The sequence below is a fragment of the Pseudomonas urmiensis genome (assembly GCF_014268815.2).
GTDB lineage: Bacteria > Pseudomonadota > Gammaproteobacteria > Pseudomonadales > Pseudomonadaceae > Aquipseudomonas > Aquipseudomonas urmiensis.
In genome coordinates, this window is record NZ_JABWRE020000001.1 from 99,700 (window position 1) to 117,167 (window position 17,468).

13 protein-coding genes and 1 tRNA gene are annotated in these 17,468 nt (G+C 62.8%); 6 read left to right on the plus strand and 8 right to left on the minus strand.

From position 1 onward, the window contains the following. Positions 1 to 109: 109 nt before the first annotated feature. Positions 110 to 727 (plus strand): LysE family translocator, encoded by a 618-nt coding sequence (locus HU737_RS00435; RefSeq protein ID WP_186554217.1) that lies wholly within the window; start codon positions 110 to 112, stop codon positions 725 to 727. Positions 728 to 784: 57 nt separating this feature from the next. Here the strand turns inward: HU737_RS00435 and HU737_RS00440 are convergent. Beyond that, a tRNA-Met gene (locus tag HU737_RS00440) sits at positions 785 to 861 on the minus strand. A gap of 96 nt (positions 862 to 957) precedes the next feature. Further along, the gene (locus HU737_RS00445) at positions 958 to 1,881 is read right to left on the minus strand and encodes a FecR family protein (RefSeq protein WP_186554302.1); all 924 of its coding nucleotides are present in this window, start codon (positions 1,879 to 1,881) and stop codon (positions 958 to 960) included. 190 nt (positions 1,882 to 2,071) lie between these two features. On the opposite strand from HU737_RS00445, the gene HU737_RS00450 reads away from it, so the two are divergent. Then, positions 2,072 to 3,286, plus strand: coding sequence for an MFS transporter (locus HU737_RS00450; RefSeq protein WP_186554216.1), 1,215 nt, complete (start codon positions 2,072 to 2,074; stop codon positions 3,284 to 3,286). Between the two features lie 400 nt (positions 3,287 to 3,686). Then, positions 3,687 to 4,847: an MFS transporter gene (locus HU737_RS00455; RefSeq protein ID WP_186554215.1), complete on the plus strand. Its 1,161-nt coding sequence runs from the start codon at positions 3,687 to 3,689 to the stop codon at positions 4,845 to 4,847. Positions 4,848 to 4,885: 38 nt separating this feature from the next. Here HU737_RS00455 and HU737_RS00460 read toward each other — a convergent pair whose 3' ends face one another. The 3 genes from HU737_RS00460 to HU737_RS00470 form a co-directional block, all read right to left on the minus strand. After that, complete coding sequence (locus HU737_RS00460) at positions 4,886 to 7,339, minus strand: TonB-dependent siderophore receptor (RefSeq protein ID WP_186554214.1); 2,454 nt, start codon at positions 7,337 to 7,339, stop codon at positions 4,886 to 4,888. A 94-nt stretch (positions 7,340 to 7,433) separates the two neighbouring features. After that, complete coding sequence (locus HU737_RS00465; RefSeq protein ID WP_186554213.1) at positions 7,434 to 8,390, minus strand: FecR domain-containing protein; 957 nt, start codon at positions 8,388 to 8,390, stop codon at positions 7,434 to 7,436. Next, a complete protein-coding gene (locus HU737_RS00470) occupies positions 8,377 to 8,892 on the minus strand; it encodes a sigma-70 family RNA polymerase sigma factor (protein ID WP_186554212.1) in 516 nt (171 codons plus the stop codon). Before HU737_RS00470 ends, HU737_RS00465 begins: the two co-directional genes overlap by 14 nt. A gap of 325 nt (positions 8,893 to 9,217) precedes the next feature. On the opposite strand from HU737_RS00470, the gene HU737_RS00475 reads away from it, so the two are divergent. The 3 genes from HU737_RS00475 (at position 9,218) to HU737_RS00485 (ending at position 13,642) form a co-directional block, all read left to right on the plus strand. Next, positions 9,218 to 9,850, plus strand: a complete 633-nt coding sequence (locus tag HU737_RS00475; protein WP_186554211.1) for a DNA-3-methyladenine glycosylase family protein — start codon at positions 9,218 to 9,220, stop codon at positions 9,848 to 9,850. 283 nt (positions 9,851 to 10,133) lie between these two features. Continuing rightward, complete coding sequence (gene ada / locus HU737_RS00480) at positions 10,134 to 11,180, plus strand: bifunctional DNA-binding transcriptional regulator/O6-methylguanine-DNA methyltransferase Ada (protein WP_186554210.1); 1,047 nt, start codon at positions 10,134 to 10,136, stop codon at positions 11,178 to 11,180. 59 nt (positions 11,181 to 11,239) lie between these two features. Beyond that, the gene (locus HU737_RS00485) at positions 11,240 to 13,642 is read left to right on the plus strand and encodes a DUF3772 domain-containing protein (RefSeq protein ID WP_186554209.1); all 2,403 of its coding nucleotides are present in this window, start codon (positions 11,240 to 11,242) and stop codon (positions 13,640 to 13,642) included. Between the two features lie 96 nt (positions 13,643 to 13,738). Here the strand turns inward: HU737_RS00485 and HU737_RS00490 are convergent, their stop codons facing one another. The 3 genes from HU737_RS00490 to HU737_RS00500 all read right to left on the minus strand — a co-directional run bounded on the left by HU737_RS00490 (position 13,739) and on the right by HU737_RS00500 (position 17,174). Continuing rightward, complete coding sequence (locus tag HU737_RS00490) at positions 13,739 to 15,169, minus strand: aldehyde dehydrogenase family protein (RefSeq protein WP_186554208.1); 1,431 nt, start codon at positions 15,167 to 15,169, stop codon at positions 13,739 to 13,741. A gap of 13 nt (positions 15,170 to 15,182) precedes the next feature. Continuing rightward, entirely contained in the window at positions 15,183 to 16,685 is a 1,503-nt protein-coding gene (locus HU737_RS00495; protein ID WP_186554207.1) for a purine-cytosine permease family protein, read from the minus strand. 99 nt (positions 16,686 to 16,784) lie between these two features. Next, positions 16,785 to 17,174: a YybH family protein gene (locus tag HU737_RS00500; protein ID WP_186554206.1), complete on the minus strand. Its 390-nt coding sequence runs from the start codon at positions 17,172 to 17,174 to the stop codon at positions 16,785 to 16,787. Positions 17,175 to 17,468: the final 294 nt, after the last annotated feature.

Consider the following 17,468-nt stretch of genomic DNA (forward strand, 5'->3'; position numbering starts at 1 on the left):
GTGAATAAAACTAGCAGATTAGTCGCACTATAAATCGATTTTTACCTGTGGATAAGCCTTCGATAATCAGCGCTCTGTGCATTTTCATCGTCTATCGAGGACATATCCTGTGAATGAATTGATCGCCGTCGCCCTGTTTACCATCCTGGCTGTCATCAGCCCGGGCGCGGACTTTGCCATGGTCACCCGCAGCAGTTATGCACAGGGCCGCAAAGCTGGACTGGCAGCCGCGTTGGGCATTGCATTGGGCGTGCAGGTGCATGTGCTGTACACCGTGCTGGGGATTGCCGTGATCATCAGCCAAAGCCCGGCGCTGTTTTTGGCCATGAAAGTGCTGGGGGCGGGTTACTTGATCTACTTGGGCTACAAGTCGCTGACCAACACCACGCGGATTCGCCTTGATGGGCTCGGGCAGGATGACAGTGCAAGCCTGTGGATGGCATTGCGCAGCGGCTTTCTGACCAACGCGCTAAACCCCAAGACCATGCTGTTCGTGGTCAGTGCCTATACCCAGGTGGTCCAGCCAGGTAGCCCATTGGCAGTGGACTTCGCCTATGGCGCATTCATGTCCGTGGCCCATTGGCTGTGGTTCAGCCTGGTGGCGGTGTTCTTTTCCAGTGCAGCCTTGCGCAAGGCCATGATCGAGCGGCAGGTGGTGGTCGATCGGCTGATAGGTGTAGCACTGATTGGCCTGGGCTTGGCGGTGATGGTGTCAGGCGTGCGCTGATGGCTTTTGCCCGGACAAAGAAAAAGGGCTTACCTTGCGGTAAGCCCTTTTCGAATTTGGTGGCTACACAGGGACTTGAACCCCGGACCCCAGCATTATGAATGCTATGCTCTAACCAACTGAGCTATGTAGCCAACTGGCGCGCATTATTCTCTTCAAACGCCCCTCTGTCAACACTCATTTCAAAAAAAATTTACACGCTTTCAAAAGCTTAGCCGGCTAGGGCCGATTCAGCGGACGATCAGCCACTGCCCAAGCAGGCTGTGCAGCTGCAATTGCTGTTCGCTGGCGAGCTGCTCCAGGCTTTCTGCCGGACGATCCAGGTTGAAGTCGCCACTGACGCGGCGATAGGCGGTTTGCTCATCCATCAGCCAGACGCGCTTGCCCTGGTAGCCGGCCAAGCGCTGCAGGACCTGCGCCAATGGCACGTCCTTGGCCAGCAAGTGACCGTTGCGCCAGGCATCGGCGTGCTTGGCGTCGATCTTCTGTACCGGATCGATGCGGCTGTCGGAGAAGGTCACCCGTTCGCCGGCCGACACCATGCGTTGGTCGCCCCCCTGAATAACCATCGCCTTGCCGTTGAGCACCACCAGTTCGTCGTGCGCGGGCGTGCGAGCGATCATCAGGCGAGTGCCAAACACCTGGATCCGCGCATCGTCGACCTGTACTTCCATTGCCCGGCCATCGAGCATCACCTCCAGATAGACTTGCCCTTGCACCAGATGCAATTGGCGGGTGCGGCCACGCAGATCGACGTTCATCGCGCTGGCGCTGTCCAGGTGCAGGGTCGATCCGTCGGCCAGGCGCACACTGCGCCGCTCGCCGCTGGCGGTATGCAGCTCGCTGGCAAGGCGCTGCATCAGCGGCCAGTAGAGGTAGGCCAGGGCTGCCAGCAGCCACAGGAACAGTGCCGCCAAAACCTTGCCCAGATGGCTGCGACGGGCCTTGAGCAGGCGTGGCCGCGGCCGCGCTGTGGGCGGCTTGAGCTGCTGCCAGTACGCCTCGAGTTCGGCATAGGCACGGGCATTGTCAGGCTCCTGGCACCAGGCGGCGAAGGCGCGGCGTAGCTGCTCGTCGCTACCGGGCTGGCGCAGGCGGGAGAACCACTCCAGCGCCTCGCGTTCGGGATCGGGCTGAAGCTGCAGGGCGGGCATCGGGCTCATGGTCGGGTTGCTCGCGAAAAAGGGCGTAGTCGCGCAATGGTGGCAGGGCAATGTGCCATGGATGCTAAATATATTGAGAACCATTTACAAGTGCGTGGCGGACCGGTGGCAAAAAAGCTAGCTATGTATCTATTTGTTTCCCGATAATCTGATCCCAAACCTGCGGACGGATATCTAGCCCATGGCCATCAGTAGTACCCAGACCACCACCCCTGTGTCGGCTGCCCAAGGCGCCAACCCCTTGGTGATGCGCATCATCGGCTTTTGCGCGCTGGCGCATCTGATCAACGACCTGATCCAGTCGGTGCTGCCGGCTATTTATCCGATGCTCAAGGCCAACTACGACCTGAGCTTCGCCCAGATCGGCCTGATCACCCTGACGTTCCAGATCACCGCCTCGCTGTTGCAGCCGTGGGTAGGTTTTTTCACCGACAAGCGTCCGACCCCTAACTTGCTGCCGCTGGGCACCCTGTGCACGCTGGTGGGGATTGTGATGCTGGCGTTTGTCGGCAGCTTCCCGATGATTCTGCTGGCCTCGGCGCTGGTCGGCATCGGCTCCTCGACCTTCCACCCAGAAACCTCGCGTATCGCCCGCCTGGCCTCGGGCGGGCGCTTTGGCCTGGCTCAGTCGACCTTCCAGGTCGGGGGCAACGCCGGTTCCGCGTTCGGCCCGTTGCTGGCGGCGGCGATCGTCATTCCGTTCGGCCAGAGCCATGTCGCCTGGTTTGGCCTGGCAGGGTTGTTCTTCTTTGCCGTGACGCTGATGCTGCGCCGCTGGTACAAGGCCCACCTCAACCAGGCCAAGGCGCGCAAGGCGGTGCAGGCGACCCATGGCCTGTCGCGCCAGCGGGTGATCGCTGCGCTGATCGTGCTCGGCCTGCTGGTGTTCTCCAAGTACTTCTATATGGCCAGTTTCACCAGCTACTTCACCTTCTATTTGATCGAGAAGTTCGACCTGTCGGTGGCCAGCTCCCAGCTGCATCTGTTCCTGTTCCTCGGTGCGGTGGCGGCGGGGACCTTCTTCGGTGGGCCGATTGGTGATCGCATCGGGCGCAAGGCGGTAATCTGGTTCTCGATTCTTGGGGTGGCGCCGTTCACCCTGGCCCTGCCGTATGCCGACCTGTTCTGGACGACGGTGCTGAGCCTGGTGATCGGCTTTATCCTCGCCTCGGCGTTTTCGGCCATCGTGGTGTATGCCCAGGAACTGGTGCCGGGCAATGTCGGCATGATTGCCGGGATCTTCTTCGGCCTGATGTTTGGCTTTGGCGGGATTGGCGCGGCGCTGCTCGGCTATGTGGCCGACTTGCGCGGGATCGAGTATGTGTATGGGTTGTGCTCGTATCTGCCACTGTTTGGCTTGTTGGCGGTGTTTTTGCCGTCTACTGCTAAGCGCTGAGATTGTTGGGACCGCTTCGCGCTCCATCGCAGGCACGCCAGCGCCTACAAGGATCGCGCGGTCCCAACAATTGACGAATCGATCAGCCTTGGCCTAGAGTGCCGCCTCCTCTTTACCTGCGTAGTCGATGCAATGCGCCGTACTCAGCGTCTCCTCCAAGCCCGCCAGCCTGCTGCCCAGGCCTGTCGGCGTGCCTGGCCGAGCGACACGGTGCTCAAGCGGCGACGCAGCGTGCTGTTTGCCTTCACCTTCTCGCCACACCTTGTCCTGAGCTGATCCGCGTGCCTGCGTCCAACGCCTCCCCGGCGTGATTGCGGGCGTTTGCGTGCGAACATTTTTCAGTGATTTTAAGCCGACCGGGCCAGCAAGGCCTGGGTGCGTCGGCTTGCAAGGAGTGGTAATGAACATGCGTTTGCTGGCGGGCCTGTTGTTCGCCGTTTCGGTCGTGGGTTTCAGCCTGGGGGCGAGCCTGCCGCTGGTGTCGTTGCGTCTGCATGAGGCGGGCGCGAGCACCCTTGAGATCGGTATTCTGTCGGCCATTCCGGCAGCGGGCATGATGCTTTCGGCGTTCATGGTCGATGCCTGCTGCCGGCACCTGACCCGGCGCACCATCTACCTGCTGTGCTTTAGCCTGTGCACCTTGAGCATTGGCTTGCTGGAGTGGGCGTTCTCCTCGGTCTGGCTGCTGGCGCTACTGCGCCTGGGGTTGGGCCTGGGCATGGGGATTGCGATCATCCTTGGCGAGTCGTGGGTCAACGAGCTGTGCCCTGAGCACAATCGCGGCAAGATCATGGCCTTGTATGCGACTAGCTTCACCGGGTTCCAGGTGCTGGGGCCGGCGATGCTGGCGGTGGTCGGTGCCAACAGCCCTTGGGTCACCGGCGTGGTGACGGCCTGCTATGGCCTGGCCTTGCTGTGCATCCTGGTGACCGTGCCGAACGACCATGTGCAGCACGAAGATGACGGCGAGAAGAGCTTCACCCTGGCCGGGTTCTTCCGCGTGGCCCCGGCGCTGTGCGTGGCCGTGCTGTTTTTCTCGTTCTTCGACGCCGTGGTGCTGTCGTTGCTGCCGGTATACGCCAGCAGCCATGGCTTTGCCGTGGCGGTGGCGGCACTGATGGTGACCGTGGTGTTCGCTGGCGACATGCTGTTCCAGTTGCCGTTGGGCTGGCTGGCTGACCGGGTCGAGCGGACCGGTTTGCATTTGCTGTGCGGTTTGATAGCGATGGCGATCGGTATCGCTCTGCCGTGGCTGCTCAACTTGACCTGGCTTCTGTGGCCGATGCTGGTGCTGCTGGGCGCGGTTGCCGGTGGCATCTATACCTTGGCGCTGGTGTTGATCGGCCAGCGCTTCAAGGGCCGGGACCTGGTTACGGCCAATGCCGGCGTCGGCTTGCTGTGGGGCGTCGGCAGCCTGGTCGGGCCATTGGTCAGTGGCGCGGCGATGGGCGTTGCCCCGCACGGCTTGCCGATGGCCCTGGCGTTGATGGCAGGGTTGTTCGTGTGCTTTGCCCGGCAATCGTATCGCCGGGCAGGAAGGCTCAAGGCAGTGGCTGAATGATGTCTTTACCGTGAACGAGGGCAGAGCCCTCGTTTGGCTCAGAAAGTCCCGCGCAGGGTTACCGACACATTGCGCGGATCACCCCAGTAATAGCCCGTGGCAGTCGTACCTATCTGTCGGTAGTACTTCTTGTCGAACAGGTTATTGGCATTCAACTGAACCGTGTAGTTATCGTTGAAGCGGTATTTGAGCAGCGCGTTGTAGACCGCATATCCCGATTGGGTTGCCTTGGCGGTGCCACTTTGCGCGTAGATATTGCTCTGCGCCTGCACGCCGCCGCCAACGGTCCAGGCATCCAGTGCACCTGGCAGGCGATAGCTGCTGAACACGCGCAGCATGTGCTCAGGGTCGGTGGTGCGGATGGCGTCGCCATTGGTGGCCGCCGTGTTCTTTACATACTCGGTTGTGTTGTAGGTATAGCCGCCTGTTAGCTGCCAGCCGGGTAAGACCTCGCCGCTCACTTCCAGGTCGATCCCTTCGCTGCGGCTCTTGCCAGAGGCGATTTTGCAGCGAGCGGTACCACCGCCGCAGCCGGGTTCTGTCGAGAAGTCATCTACCGGCGTGCCGACTTGGTTTATACGGAAAAAGGCCAGCGAGGTATTCAGGCGCCCGTCATAGAACTCGCCTTTGATCCCGGTCTCGTAAGCCTCGCCCACTACCGGGTCGAGCACCGTCAGGTTCTTATCCACAACCGTCTGCGGGTTGAAGATTTCGGTATAGCTGGCGTAGACGCTGAAGTTGTCATTCAGGTCGTAGATAAGCGCCGCGTAGGGCACGATCTCTTCGTCGATGCTGAATGTCTTGTCAGCTGCAGCGGCGAACTCCTGTTCGTAGTCGTACCAATTGATCCGTGCGCCGATTACGGCGGTCAATGGATCTGCCAGGGAAATCCGCCATGTCGCATGTGCCGCCTCTTGAGTTGTGCGCGTGCGTAACGGATGGGGGATACCGTCAATGGTGGGCTCTGGCAAGCTGGTCTTGGGGTCCCAGTGGCGGATGTCGATGATGTCCGAGTACACCACGCGATTGGTGCCGGAGGCGTAGGAGTCGTTGCGGATTCGCTCTACTCCCAGCATCAATTCGTGGGTGCGGCCCAACAGCTCGAAGGGGCCATTGAGGGTAGCGCTGAGGTTGTTCTGCAGACTTTCACCGCCGTCCCCTTCAGTGACCTGGTAGGTCATCAAGTAAGGGTTGGTGGCGCTGGCTCGCGACATGTAGGTTTGTTTGAAACCATTGTCGTCCAGCTCGAAGTGAGTGCGCAGGGCCATCAGCTTGAGCGTCCAGTCGTTGTCGAAGCGATGCTCGAGTTCTGCGAAGGTCTGCAGATTGCTGCGATCCCAGCGATTCCATTCGGCGCCCAGGTACGTGCTACGGCCCAGTGGCAGGGGCGAGCCGTCGAAATTGGCCGGCAAATTGCCCCAGGCTCCGGTGGCATCGAGCTTGGTCCATTCAACGCCGGTAGTCAGTGTTGTGCTCTCGCTCAAGTCGAAGGCCAATTGGCCGGAGAAGGCCTCCTTGCGCTCCATCCGCGAATCCTGGAACAGGTCGCGGTCATCATGCACGGCGATGACTCGGCCGCGAACGTTACCCGTTTCGTTCAGCGGGCCGGAAACATCAGCGACATAGCGCTGAGCGTTCCACGAGCCCAAGGTGACCAAGCCCTGGGCCTGAAAGTCGTGGGTCGGTCGTTTGCGCACCAGGTTAACGGTGCCGGATGGGTTGCCCGCGCCGCGCAACATGCCGGTTGCGCCGCGCAGGATTTCGGCGCGGTCGATGAAGGCCGAATCGCTCTGAATGAATGAACCACCGCCGCTGCTTTGCACCACGGTGGCGCCGTCATACTGGATGGCATCGATGGCGAAGCCGCGGGAGTAATACTGAACGCGTTCGCTGTCGGTGTAGTTGACCACCACCCCCGGCGTCTGCTCGAGCAAGTTGGTGAGGTTGGTGATGTTCTGATCGTCGATGCGCTGGCGGGTGACCACGGTTACCGACTGCGGGGTATGGCGCAGGGTCTGTGGCATCTTGCCGATGGTCACCGCGCCAGTCGTGTAGGAACCGGTGTTTTCAGTGACTTCACCCAAGCGATTGCTGGAAATGCTGGTCGCTCCCAACTCCAACGCAGAGCCAGCGTCGATTGCCGGGATCAACAAAAAGCTCTTGTCACTCTCCTGTTGCACCTGCACGTCGCTGCCCTGCAACACAATCGACAGGGCCTGGGCGCTGTCATAGTGGCCTTGCACACCGTGGGTGGTCTTGCCTTGCAGGCTGTTCGCATCGAACGACAGGTTCAGGCCACCTTGCCGGGCCATCTGGTCCAGCGCAGGGGCCAATGGGCCAGCGGCAATGTTCCAGTCCAACTGCTGGCTCTGGCTGGCCGCTGCGTGGGCCACCAGCGGCAGCGCGCAGCTGCTCGCCAGGCTCAAGCCGAGCACGGCGGCGCGTACGGCGTGGCGTAGCCTGTCGTTGCGGGGAGAACAAAGGTGAATCATGACGCGCTCCTGAAGGTTGTGAAGACCACTTTTCGGGCTTTGTTCCTTCAGGCCGAGCGAGAATGAGATTCCACCTCATTTATTTTCAGGTTTTTCATGCAGCCCCGATGCTGACCCAATAGCGCGTGCGGTAGTCGATCCGCAGCGGCAGGCTGCGCGCCAGCAGCTGGAGGATTTGCTCGGTGTCGGCCAGTTGATAGGTGCCGGACACTTTCAGATCGGCTACCTCAGGTGCGCAGCGCAACAGCCCCGGGCGATAACGCGACAGTTCAGCGGTAAATTCGCTGAGCGGCATTTGCTGCACGCTGAGTACGCCATCGGTCCAGCCCCAGGGGTCGCCATGCACCAGCGCTGGCTGGATTGCGCCGGACGCGGCCAGCTGCAGCACTTGGCCTGGGTGCACCTGGCGTAATGGCGCCGAGTTGGGCATCAGGGTGACCTCGCCGCGGCGCACCGCCAGTAACAGGCCTTGAGCGTTTTCTCGCAGTAACAGTTGGCCGTCGTGGGTGCTCAACGCACCGAGTTGGGTGTCGATGATGAAAGGGCGTTTGTCGTTGGCATTGCTGTCCAGGGTCAGCTCGCCGCGAATCAGCGTCAGCAGGCGTTGATCGGCGCTGTAGCGCAAGTCGATGGCGCTGGCGGTGTTGAGCTGGATGCGGCTGCCGTCGCTGCCTTGCACGTCACGTCGCTCGCCAGTGGCGGTACTGCTGTCGGCCAGCAGGGCGGGTAGGCCCAGCGGCTCGCGCGCCGCCCAACCGAGGCTGCCACCCACCGCCAGGACGGCGAGCAGCTTGAGATGATCGCGCCGACTGATCTGCTGGCGCCGCCTGCCTTCGAGGGTGCGCCGGCTGAGGTCGCTGGGCAGGCCGGCGAGTTCGTCGCTCAGCGTGCTCACCCGCTGCCAGGCCAAGGCGTTGTGCGGGTGGCTGGCCAGCCACTGCTGGAACTGCCGCTCGGTGCGCGCACTGGGTTCGTCGAAACGTAGCTTCACCAGCCAGTCGATGGCTTGATCGACCTGGGCTTGTGCGGGAATGCGCTCAGGCGTCGGCATAGCGCAACCGATAGCAGGTGCCCAGGGCCTTGGCCAAGTCACGTTCGATGGTCGCGCGCGAGACATCCAGGCGCAGGGCGATCTGGGCGATGCTCAGGCCATCGAGTTGGGCCAGTAGAAAAGCCTGGCGCACCCGCGGTTTCAACTGGTGCAGGGCACGGTCCAGGCGTTCGAGGGTGTCGAGAATCACCCGTCGATACTCTTCGCTGGGCGCCTCGCCTTCTGGCAAGTTGGCCAGGCTCTCTTGATAAGCCCGCTCCAGCGCCCGACGGCGGAACTGATCGATCATCAGGCCACGGGCGATGCTGCTCAGGTAGGCGCGTGGCTCTTTCAACGGCGAAACCTGGCGCGCCCGCAGCAGGCGCACGAAGGTGTCCTGGGCCAGGTCGGCGGCGTTCTCCCGGCAACCGACCCGGGCCTTGAGCCAGCCGCGCAGCCAAGCATGATGGGACTGATAGAGCAGATCGATTTCGGCCGGCTTGAGCGTGTCGTTCATCTGCATCGTGGCAACGGCCTTGACCCTGGAAGTAACTGCGTTTGTTAATAGTTCTCAATTCTAGGCGGGGTCGATGAGCCAGGGCAACGGTATACCAGAAAATTATCGCGCAAGATCCGGCGTTTCCCCGATAAACGGCTGGGCTAAAGTGATAATGCTGTTCACTTAAGATTTTTTGGGCCGCTCTGCGCCCCTTCGCGGGCAAGCCCGCTCCCACAGGTATAGCGCCGCCGGTCCGAGCGGCGCAGAGCGGCCCAAAAGCAGGCGACAAGGGCTTTGAGTGAACCGTATTAGGGCTAAGATGAAGGTTTTCTGCACTGGGTAGTCGTCGATGATTCTGGCCGATCTTTCGCCCGCCGCGTTTCGCGAAGCTGCAGATTATCTCGCGGCGCTCGATCCGCACTGGTCCCAGCACATTGCTGCGACCGGGCCATGCCTGCATCAGGCAACGCCCGGGCGCGAGCCCTATGAAGCGCTGGTGCGAGCGATTGCCTACCAGCAACTGCATGCGCGTGCGGCCGAGGCGATCCTGGGGCGGATGCTGGCACTGTTTCCTGGTTCGGCGTTTCCCAGCCCTGAACAACTGCTGGCGACCCGCCCCGAGGCGTTGCGCGCCTGTGGTTTTTCGGCGAGCAAGTTGGCGACCGTGCAGGGCATTGCCCAGGCCCGCCTGGAAGGTATCGTGCCCAGTCGTGAGCAAGCGCTGGGGCTTACCGATGAGGTGCTGATCGAGCGGCTGGTGACCTTGCGTGGAGTAGGGCGGTGGACAGTGGAGATGCTTTTGATCTACTGCCTGGAGCGCTCGGACATACTGCCTGTGGATGATTTCGGCGTGCGCGAAGGCTATCGGCGGATCAAGGGGCTGGACAAGGCGCCGACACCCGCCCAGATGAGATCGCTGGCCAGTGTGTGGAGCCCGCACCGGACGGTGGCCGCCTGGTATCTGTGGCGGGCGGTAGGTTGATGGGGCTGCGCTGCCGCGCAGGGAAACAGGGTTCCAGCGTGGGAGCGGGCTTACCCCGCGATCACCGGCAAAGCCGGTGCCAAACGCTGCATCGCGGGGCAAGCCAGCTCCCACGCTGCCCCAGTCAAATCAAAGAATTATGTTTTGTTCCATGAGAGCGGGCTTGCCTGCGAAGGGCCACGCAGCGGCCCAGTAATCATGAAGTTTACGCGCAAGAATCGGAGTGAACCCGGCATCGGCACCTGGCAATCTCACTCCCATCCACCGCCAGGAGCCACTCCCCATGAAGCCCGCCTACGCCACCGACGCCGAGCGCTGGCTCGCCGTGCAAAACCGCGACAACAGCGCAGCCGGGCACTTCGTCTACGCCGTGCGCACCACGGGCATCTACTGCCAACCTGGCTGCAAGTCACGCCTGGCCAAACGCGAAAACGTCAGCTTCTTTGCTGACCCTAGCGCCGCCGAAGCGGCAGGCTTTCGCGCCTGCCAACGCTGCGCTGGAGCATCCCGGCGCAGCGATCTGATCGCCCGCGCCTGTCGCCTGATCGAAGCCAGCGACAGCGCCCCCAACCTCGATCAGCTGGGCATCGAACTGTGCCTCAGCCCGTTCCACCTGCACCGCCTGTTCAAGGCCGAAACCGGCTTGACGCCAAAAGCCTACGCCTCGGCCTTCCGCGCCCAGCGCCTGCGCGATCGCCTGGGCGACAAAACCAGCTCGGTGACCGAGGCCATTTACGACGCCGGCTACAACTCCAACAGCCGCTTCTACGAAAGCGCCGGCCAGCGTCTGGGCATGCTGCCCAAGCAGTACCGTGCAGGCGGCCAAGGGGCCATCATGCATTTCGCCCTTGGCCAATGCTCGCTGGGCGCCATTCTGGTGGCGCAGAGTCAGCGCGGTATCTGCGCCATTCTCCTGGGTGACGACCCTGAAGCGTTGCTCAATGACTTGCAGGATCAATTCCCCAAGGCGCAGCTGATCGGCGCTGATCCCGATTTCGAGCGCTTGATCGCCGTGATAGTGGGGTTCGTCGAGCAACCCGCCCTCGGTCTGGACCTGCCACTGGACGTTCAAGGCACAGCCTTTCAAGAGCGGGTCTGGCAGGCATTGCGTGAGGTCCCGGCAGGCCAGCGCGTCAGCTATAGCGAGATCGCCGAGCGTATCGGCGCGCCCAAGGCGGTCCGCGCGGTGGCGCAGGCCTGCGCTGCCAACCGCATCGCCGTGGCCATCCCTTGCCACCGGGTAGTGCGTCGGGATGGCGATATCAGTGGTTATCGCTGGGGGGGCGAGCGCAAGCGGCAATTGCTGGACCGAGAGACGGCACTCTCCTGATCACGCGCAGCAGCGTAGAATTCCCCGCCAGTTGTGCTTGTGAACATTAGGGGATTTCAATGAGGCGTATAAGCCTTGACCGTTTCTGCGTAGGGATTCTGGCCTTGCTCTTGTGGGTGGCCACACCGGCTTGGTCAGCGGGTGCTACCCCTGTGGGGCAATTGCTGGCCGGGGAAATGCCTGCGCTGGAAGAAAACGCCAGCCTGGAGCAACTGAGCGACCGGCTCGACCAGATACGCCAGGGCGTGACCACCAATGCCAATGACGACCAGCTCTCGCAGTTGCGCCAGGCGGCCATGCAGGTGCAGCGCCAGGCCGATGCCCAGGTGGCATTGCGCACGACCGATCTGGAGCGCGTGGAAGACCAGCTCAAGGTGCTCGGCCCAGTGCTGCCGGACGAAGCCGACAGCATCACCCGCCAGCGTCAGCAACTGACCAGCGACAAGAAGGCCTTGCTCGCCCAGCAGCAGACCGCCACCCAGCTGACCCAGTCGGCGCGCGACCTGTCGACCCAGATCGTCAACCTGCGCCGCAGCCAGTTCAACTCGCAGATCACCAGCCGCGCGGCGAGCCCACTGAGCCCAGCATTCTGGTCGAGCTTTATCCGGCCGACCGACGATGACGTTGCCCGCCTGCGGGCCCTGCGCGGCGAAGCAGCCGATGCCCTGGCCAGTGCCTTCAGCCCTGAAAACCGCTGGCTGTTCATCACCAGCCTGATCGCGGCGCTGCTGGTGTGGACCCTGGTAAGACGGGTACTCGAGCGGCTGCTGGCCGATGCGATGATCCGCTGGCTGCCTGAAGGTCGCCTGCGCCGCAGCGCCCTGGCCCTGAGCGTAAGCCTGGCGACCCTGGGCACCATTTCCGGCTCGGTGTCGCTGGTGCGTTGGGGCCTTGAGACCAGCGCCGAGCTGGGCGCCGACATCGCCAGCCTGATCAACCATGTGTTGACCCTGGTGGTGTTCAGCGCCTTCATCACTGGCCTGGGCCGTGCCATGTTGATGCTGCAGCGTCCCTCTTGGCGTTTGCCGCCGATCCCGGACGAGGTGGCCAGTGCGCTGGGTTGGTTCCCGAAACTGCTGGCACTGGCGCTGATGGTGCTGCTCACCCAGGAGCGGATCAACAGCGTGATCGGCACCAGCCTGGCGCTGACCCTGGCCACCAACGGCCTGACCGCCTTGGTGGTGGCGTCGATCTTCTTCGCCGCCTTGGTCCGCTACCGCCGAACCCGTCGCTTGCACAAGCTTGAGCGGCCGCCAGGCCTGGCCGGGCTGATCCCGTTCGTCATCGTCGTATGGTTGGCGCTGACCGTGTTGGCGCTGCTGACCGGTTACCTGACCCTGGCTTACTTCCTTACAGCCAAGCTGTTGTGGATCAGCGTGGTCGCGACCTGTGCCTACCTGCTGGTCACGGTGTTCGGCGACCTCTGCGAAACTCTGCTTTCACCGCGCCAGCCGGGCGGTTTGGCGCTGGCCTCGGCACTCGGCCTGGCCCAGCGTCACCAAGCCCAGGCCAGCACCATCCTGGCCGGGATTGGCCGCACCTTGCTGTTGTTCGCCGCCGCGCTGCTCGCGCTGATGCCGTCGGGCACCAGCCCGGGTGAGCTGCTGATGAGCCTGGCCGATTGGGATGGCAGCGGCGGTAAGGTGCTCGGTAACCTCAACATCGTTCCGCAGGATATCTTCCTGGCCTTGGCGATGTTCTTCGGTGGTCTGTTCGCCATTCGCGTGGTCAAGCGTTGGCTGAGCGAGCGCCTGCTGCCGGAAACCGACATGGATGCCGGCATGCGCGCGTCGCTGGTGACCCTGGTCGGTTACCTGGGCTTCCTGTTCCTGGCGATGCTGGTGATGTCGACCCTGCGCATCAACCTGACCAGCTTGACCTGGGTGGTCAGTGCGCTATCGGTCGGTATTGGTTTCGGTTTGCAGCAGATCGTGCAGAACTTCATTTCTGGCTTGATTCTGTTGACCGAGCGCCCGGTCAAAGTGGGCGATTGGGTCAGCCTTGCCGGGGTCGAAGGCGACATCCGCCGCATCAACGTGCGCGCCACCGAGATCCAGATGTCTGACCGCTCCACGGTAATCGTGCCGAACTCGCAGTTCATTTCGCAGAACGTGCGTAACGTGACCATGGGCAATGCGCTGGGGGTGGTGAGCATTACCCTGACCTTGCCGTTGGAGACCGACGCCAGCCAGGTGCGCGAGCTGTTGCTCAATGCCTACCGCGAGCATGAAGCGATCCTCGATGCACCGACGCCTTCGGTGACCTTCAAGGACCTCACCGCCAGTGGCATGGTGCTGAGTGTCAGCGGCTACGTGGCCAGCCCACGGCAGGTGTCGGGAGCGCGCAGTGATCTGCTGTTCACTGTGCTGGGGCGTCTGCGAGACGAAGACATTCCCTTGTCGTCGCCGCAGAGCATGGTGCTGGTGCAAGAAGGCCAGCGGCCGGCCGACGAGCCTGCTTGAGCCTGCTGCGCAGTAAGTCAGTGTTTCAGCTTTGAGATCGAGCGCCGCACGAGCGGCGCTCAGTCTCATGAACGCAGCACATTTAGCGGCCTGCGCTTAGCCCAGACACCGCGTCACATGCTTGACCGACTGATACGCCGCCAACCCCCAAGGCCCAAGCTCACGCCCGATCCCGCTGCCCTTGGTGCCGCCCCACGAGGTTTCAACGAACACCGCCTGCACCGAGTTGATCCACACATGCCCCACTTCCAGCGCATCGGCCACGCGCTCGGCGCGTTGCAAGTCGGCTGAGCAGACGGTGGCGACCAAGCCAAAACGGCTGTCGTTAGCCTGGGCAATGGCTTGCTGTTCAGTGCTGAAACGCCGAGCGCACAGCACCGGGCCAAAGATTTCTTCCAGCCACAGCCGGCTGTGTTCAGGCACATCGACATACAGCGTGGGGCTGACGAACCAGCCATCGCGATCGAGCACCTTGCCGCCCGCCAGGCACTGCAACCCCTCTTCCCGTGCAGTGGCAAAGTAGCCGGCAACCTTCAGCCATTGCGCCTGGCTGGTCAGCGGCCCCATCTGCACCTCTTCAGTCAGGGGATTACCTACCTGCATCGTCTCCAGCGCTGCTTGCAAGCGCGCCAGCAGTGCATCGGCAATGCCGTCCTGGACCAGCAGGCGCGAGGTCGCCGAGCACATCTGTCCGGCGTTCCAGGTGATACCGGCAATGATCCATTGCACCGCCTGCTCGACATCGCAATCGTCGAACACGACGATCGCCGACTTGCCACCCAGCTCCAGCGTCACCGGCCGACACTGCGCCGCGCTGGCGCGCATCACCTGGCTGCCAACGCCATTGCTGCCGGTGAACGACAGCTTGTCCAAGCCGCTATGGCTGCTCAGTGCCGCACCGGTTTCGGCCTTGCCGTTGACGATGTTCAGCACGCCTGCCGGTAAGCCAAGTACGTCGGCAATCTGGCCGTAGGCTTGCTCGATCAGCGGGGTGACTTCCGAGGGCTTGAGCACCACCGTGCAGCCAGCTGCCAGGGCAGGGGCGAGCTTCCAGGCGCTGGTCACCAGCGGGAAGTTCCACGGCACGATCAGGCCCACCACGCCGACCGGCTCCAGGCGCGTGCGCGCACTGAAGCCAGGCACCGCCAGCGGCACGTCGCGATTCTTCTCTGGGAGTTGCTCGGCAAGATCGGCGTAGTAGGCGAAAGTCGCCACGGCATCGTCCAGATCGATCTCGGCCTCATGGCGCGGCTTGCCGTTGTTGCGCATCTGCAAGGCGATCAGCGGGTCGCGGCGCGCGCCGAGTTGCTCGGCGAAACCGCGCAGCAGCGCCGCCCTTGCAGCGGCAGAGGTCTGCTTCCAAGCCGGCAGGGCGCGGCGGGCGGCTGCCACTGCCTGGTCGACTTGCGCAGTGCTGGCCGACATCAGTTCGGCGAAGGGCAAGCCCAGCGCTGGCTCATGCACCGTGATGCAGTCGTTGCCTTGGCCTTCGACCCAGCGGCCGTCGATGTAGTGAGGAGTGGTCATGGGCGAATTCCAGTCAGGCCATTTCGGCAGCAGGGGTTACCGGCATGTGTGGGGTGCTTTTGCAGCGCACCCAGCGCGGGCCTAGAGGGCCATACACGCCAGCAGGTTCAGGGAACAGATTGAGCAGGAGCAGGTACAGCACAGCGGCGATTCCCAGGGTTACCGGCAGGCTCAGGTCGATGCCTGCGGCCAGTTCGCCAAGCGGGCCGACGAACTGCCCCGGCAGGTTGACGAAGCACAGGCCGACCGCCGCGCTCGGCAGCCAGGCGCCCATGCCACGCCAGTTCCAGCCATGCAGGAACCAGTAGTGACCGCCACGCTGGCCGCGGGTGAACACCTGCAGATCATCGGCATGGTAGAAGCCGCGACGGGTGATCAGGCCGAGGATCATGATCACCATCCATGGGCTGGTGCAGGTGATGATCAGCACGGCGAAGGTCGACACGCTCTGCACCAGGTTGAAGGTGAAGCGCCCCAGGAAGATGAAGCCAATGGCTGCAACGCCAATCAGCAAAGTGGCACCTGCGCGGCTGAGCAGTCGGGGGAACACGCTGGACATGTCCAGGCCGGTGCCATACAAGGCGGTGGTGCCGGTGGACATGCCGCCGATTACCGCGATCAGGCACACGGGCAGGAAGAACCAGCTCGGCGAAATGGCCAGCAGCCCGCCGACGTAGTTGTTGGCGGCGATGTAGTCCGGCGCCTGGCTGGCCACCAGGGTGGCGGTGCACAGGCCAAACAGGAACGGGATCAAGGTGGCCGCCTGGGCGGCGATCACCGCCAGCATGATGCGCGCCTTGGGCGTCTTACGCGGGATGTAGCGCGACCAGTCGCCGAGAAACGCGCCAAACGACACCGGGTTGCTCATGGCCAGGATCGCCGCCCCGACGAAGGCCGCCCAGAAGCCTGCCTGGCCGAGATTGACGCTACCGGCAAAGCCCGCGTCGAAAGGCCCGGCGAAGGCGAAGAGGCCCAGCAGGAACAACAGGCTGGAGGCCCACACGGCGATCTTGTTGACCCACAGCATGAAGCGGAAACCAAAGATGCACACCACCAGCACCAGCACCGCGAACAAGCCATAGGCCAGGCCCAGGGTCAGGTCGGTTTCCGGCAGCCCGGCCAGGCGCTTGGCGCCGCCGACCAGGGCATCGCCCGAGCTCCACACCGACAGCGAGAAGAACGCCACGGCAGTCAGCAGTGACAGGAACGAGCCGACGATACGCCCGTGCACGCCGAAATGCGCGCCGGACGACACCGCATTGTTGGTGCCGTTGAGCGCGCCGAACAGGCCCATCGGGGCGAGGATCAAGGCGCCGATGCCGACCCCCAGCAGAATCGCCCAGACGCCGGCCTGGAACGACAGGCCGAACAGCACCGGGAAGCTCCCCAGTACCGCAGTGGCGAAGGTATTGGCGCCGCCGAAGATCAGGCGGAACAGGTCAAGCGGGGTGGCGTCGCGTTGATCGTCGGGGATCTGTTCGACGCCATTGGTCTCGATACCGGTCGAGTGGCTCATGATGATGCTCCAGCGCGGTTGTTGTAGGTCGGCGCAGTGCGCAGACCCTCTTGTGGGTGCGTTGGCAGTGGCGGCAGGGCCGCAAAGGCTAAAACGGTTTCAGGCTTGGCTAACCACTGAAAGGTGCTCATGGCAGGCCAGCCAGCGCTCATCCTGGCGGCGGAAAACGATGGTCTCGCGCTCGCTCAGCGCGTGCTCTTCACCGGCGATGCGAATGCGCGTGGCGACATCGTGGATGAAGATCGCCAGCTCACCTTGCAGGCTGATGTGGACGTTGCTCGACTGGCACGCGAGCACGGTAAAGCCTTCGGCTTGCCACTGGGCCCAAAGCTGTTCATAAGCGCGGCGTGACAGCAGGGGGTGCGCCAATGTGTGGAAAAGGAAGGTGGCATCTTCGCTGAAACAGGCGAAGTAGCGGGCGCTGTCGTTGCTGGCAAAGGCGGCGACGAGGTCGGCGGCGGCTTGCCGTACCTGGAGTGTCTGGTCCACGGGAGTGGCCTCACGGTTATTGTGATTGTGGTGATGCGATTCTGGTGAGGGAGGGGCGAGGGAAAAATCGCTGTGGGCAAATAATCACTTCAGGAATTTCTGAACAAAGCAGGGCAGCGCTAGCGTGCGCTTTGCCGTCCAAGTGCCAGTCATCGTTCACGCAATGGAACTCTGAGGGTGCGCCAATGGGGCTACCGACCGGTTCGTCCGGCCTTTACCGTTACGCCTGTCGTGCGCTCAGCCTGTTTGGCGAGCGCAATAACTTCAGGTCGCCGACTGACGGTCGTTTCACTC

Excerpts from the sequence above, each read along its gene's own strand:
- HU737_RS00445 (WP_186554302.1), bottom strand. The coding sequence starts at position 1,881 with ATGCCCGCCCTGCAGCTTCAGCCCGATCCCGAACGCGAGGCGCTGGAG.
- HU737_RS00450 (WP_186554216.1), top strand. The coding sequence starts at position 2,072 with ATGGCCATCAGTAGTACCCAGACCACCACCCCTGTGTCGGCTGCCCAA.
- HU737_RS00455 (WP_186554215.1), top strand. The coding sequence starts at position 3,687 with ATGAACATGCGTTTGCTGGCGGGCCTGTTGTTCGCCGTTTCGGTCGTG.
- HU737_RS00460 (WP_186554214.1), bottom strand. The coding sequence starts at position 7,339 with ATGATTCACCTTTGTTCTCCCCGCAACGACAGGCTACGCCACGCCGTA.
- HU737_RS00465 (WP_186554213.1), bottom strand. The coding sequence starts at position 8,390 with ATGCCGACGCCTGAGCGCATTCCCGCACAAGCCCAGGTCGATCAAGCC.
- HU737_RS00470 (WP_186554212.1), bottom strand. The coding sequence starts at position 8,892 with ATGCAGATGAACGACACGCTCAAGCCGGCCGAAATCGATCTGCTCTAT.
- HU737_RS00475 (WP_186554211.1), top strand. The coding sequence starts at position 9,218 with ATGATTCTGGCCGATCTTTCGCCCGCCGCGTTTCGCGAAGCTGCAGAT.
- ada (WP_186554210.1), top strand. The coding sequence starts at position 10,134 with ATGAAGCCCGCCTACGCCACCGACGCCGAGCGCTGGCTCGCCGTGCAA.
- HU737_RS00485 (WP_186554209.1), top strand. The coding sequence starts at position 11,240 with ATGAGGCGTATAAGCCTTGACCGTTTCTGCGTAGGGATTCTGGCCTTG.
- HU737_RS00490 (WP_186554208.1), bottom strand. The coding sequence starts at position 15,169 with ATGACCACTCCTCACTACATCGACGGCCGCTGGGTCGAAGGCCAAGGC.
- HU737_RS00495 (WP_186554207.1), bottom strand. The coding sequence starts at position 16,685 with ATGAGCCACTCGACCGGTATCGAGACCAATGGCGTCGAACAGATCCCC.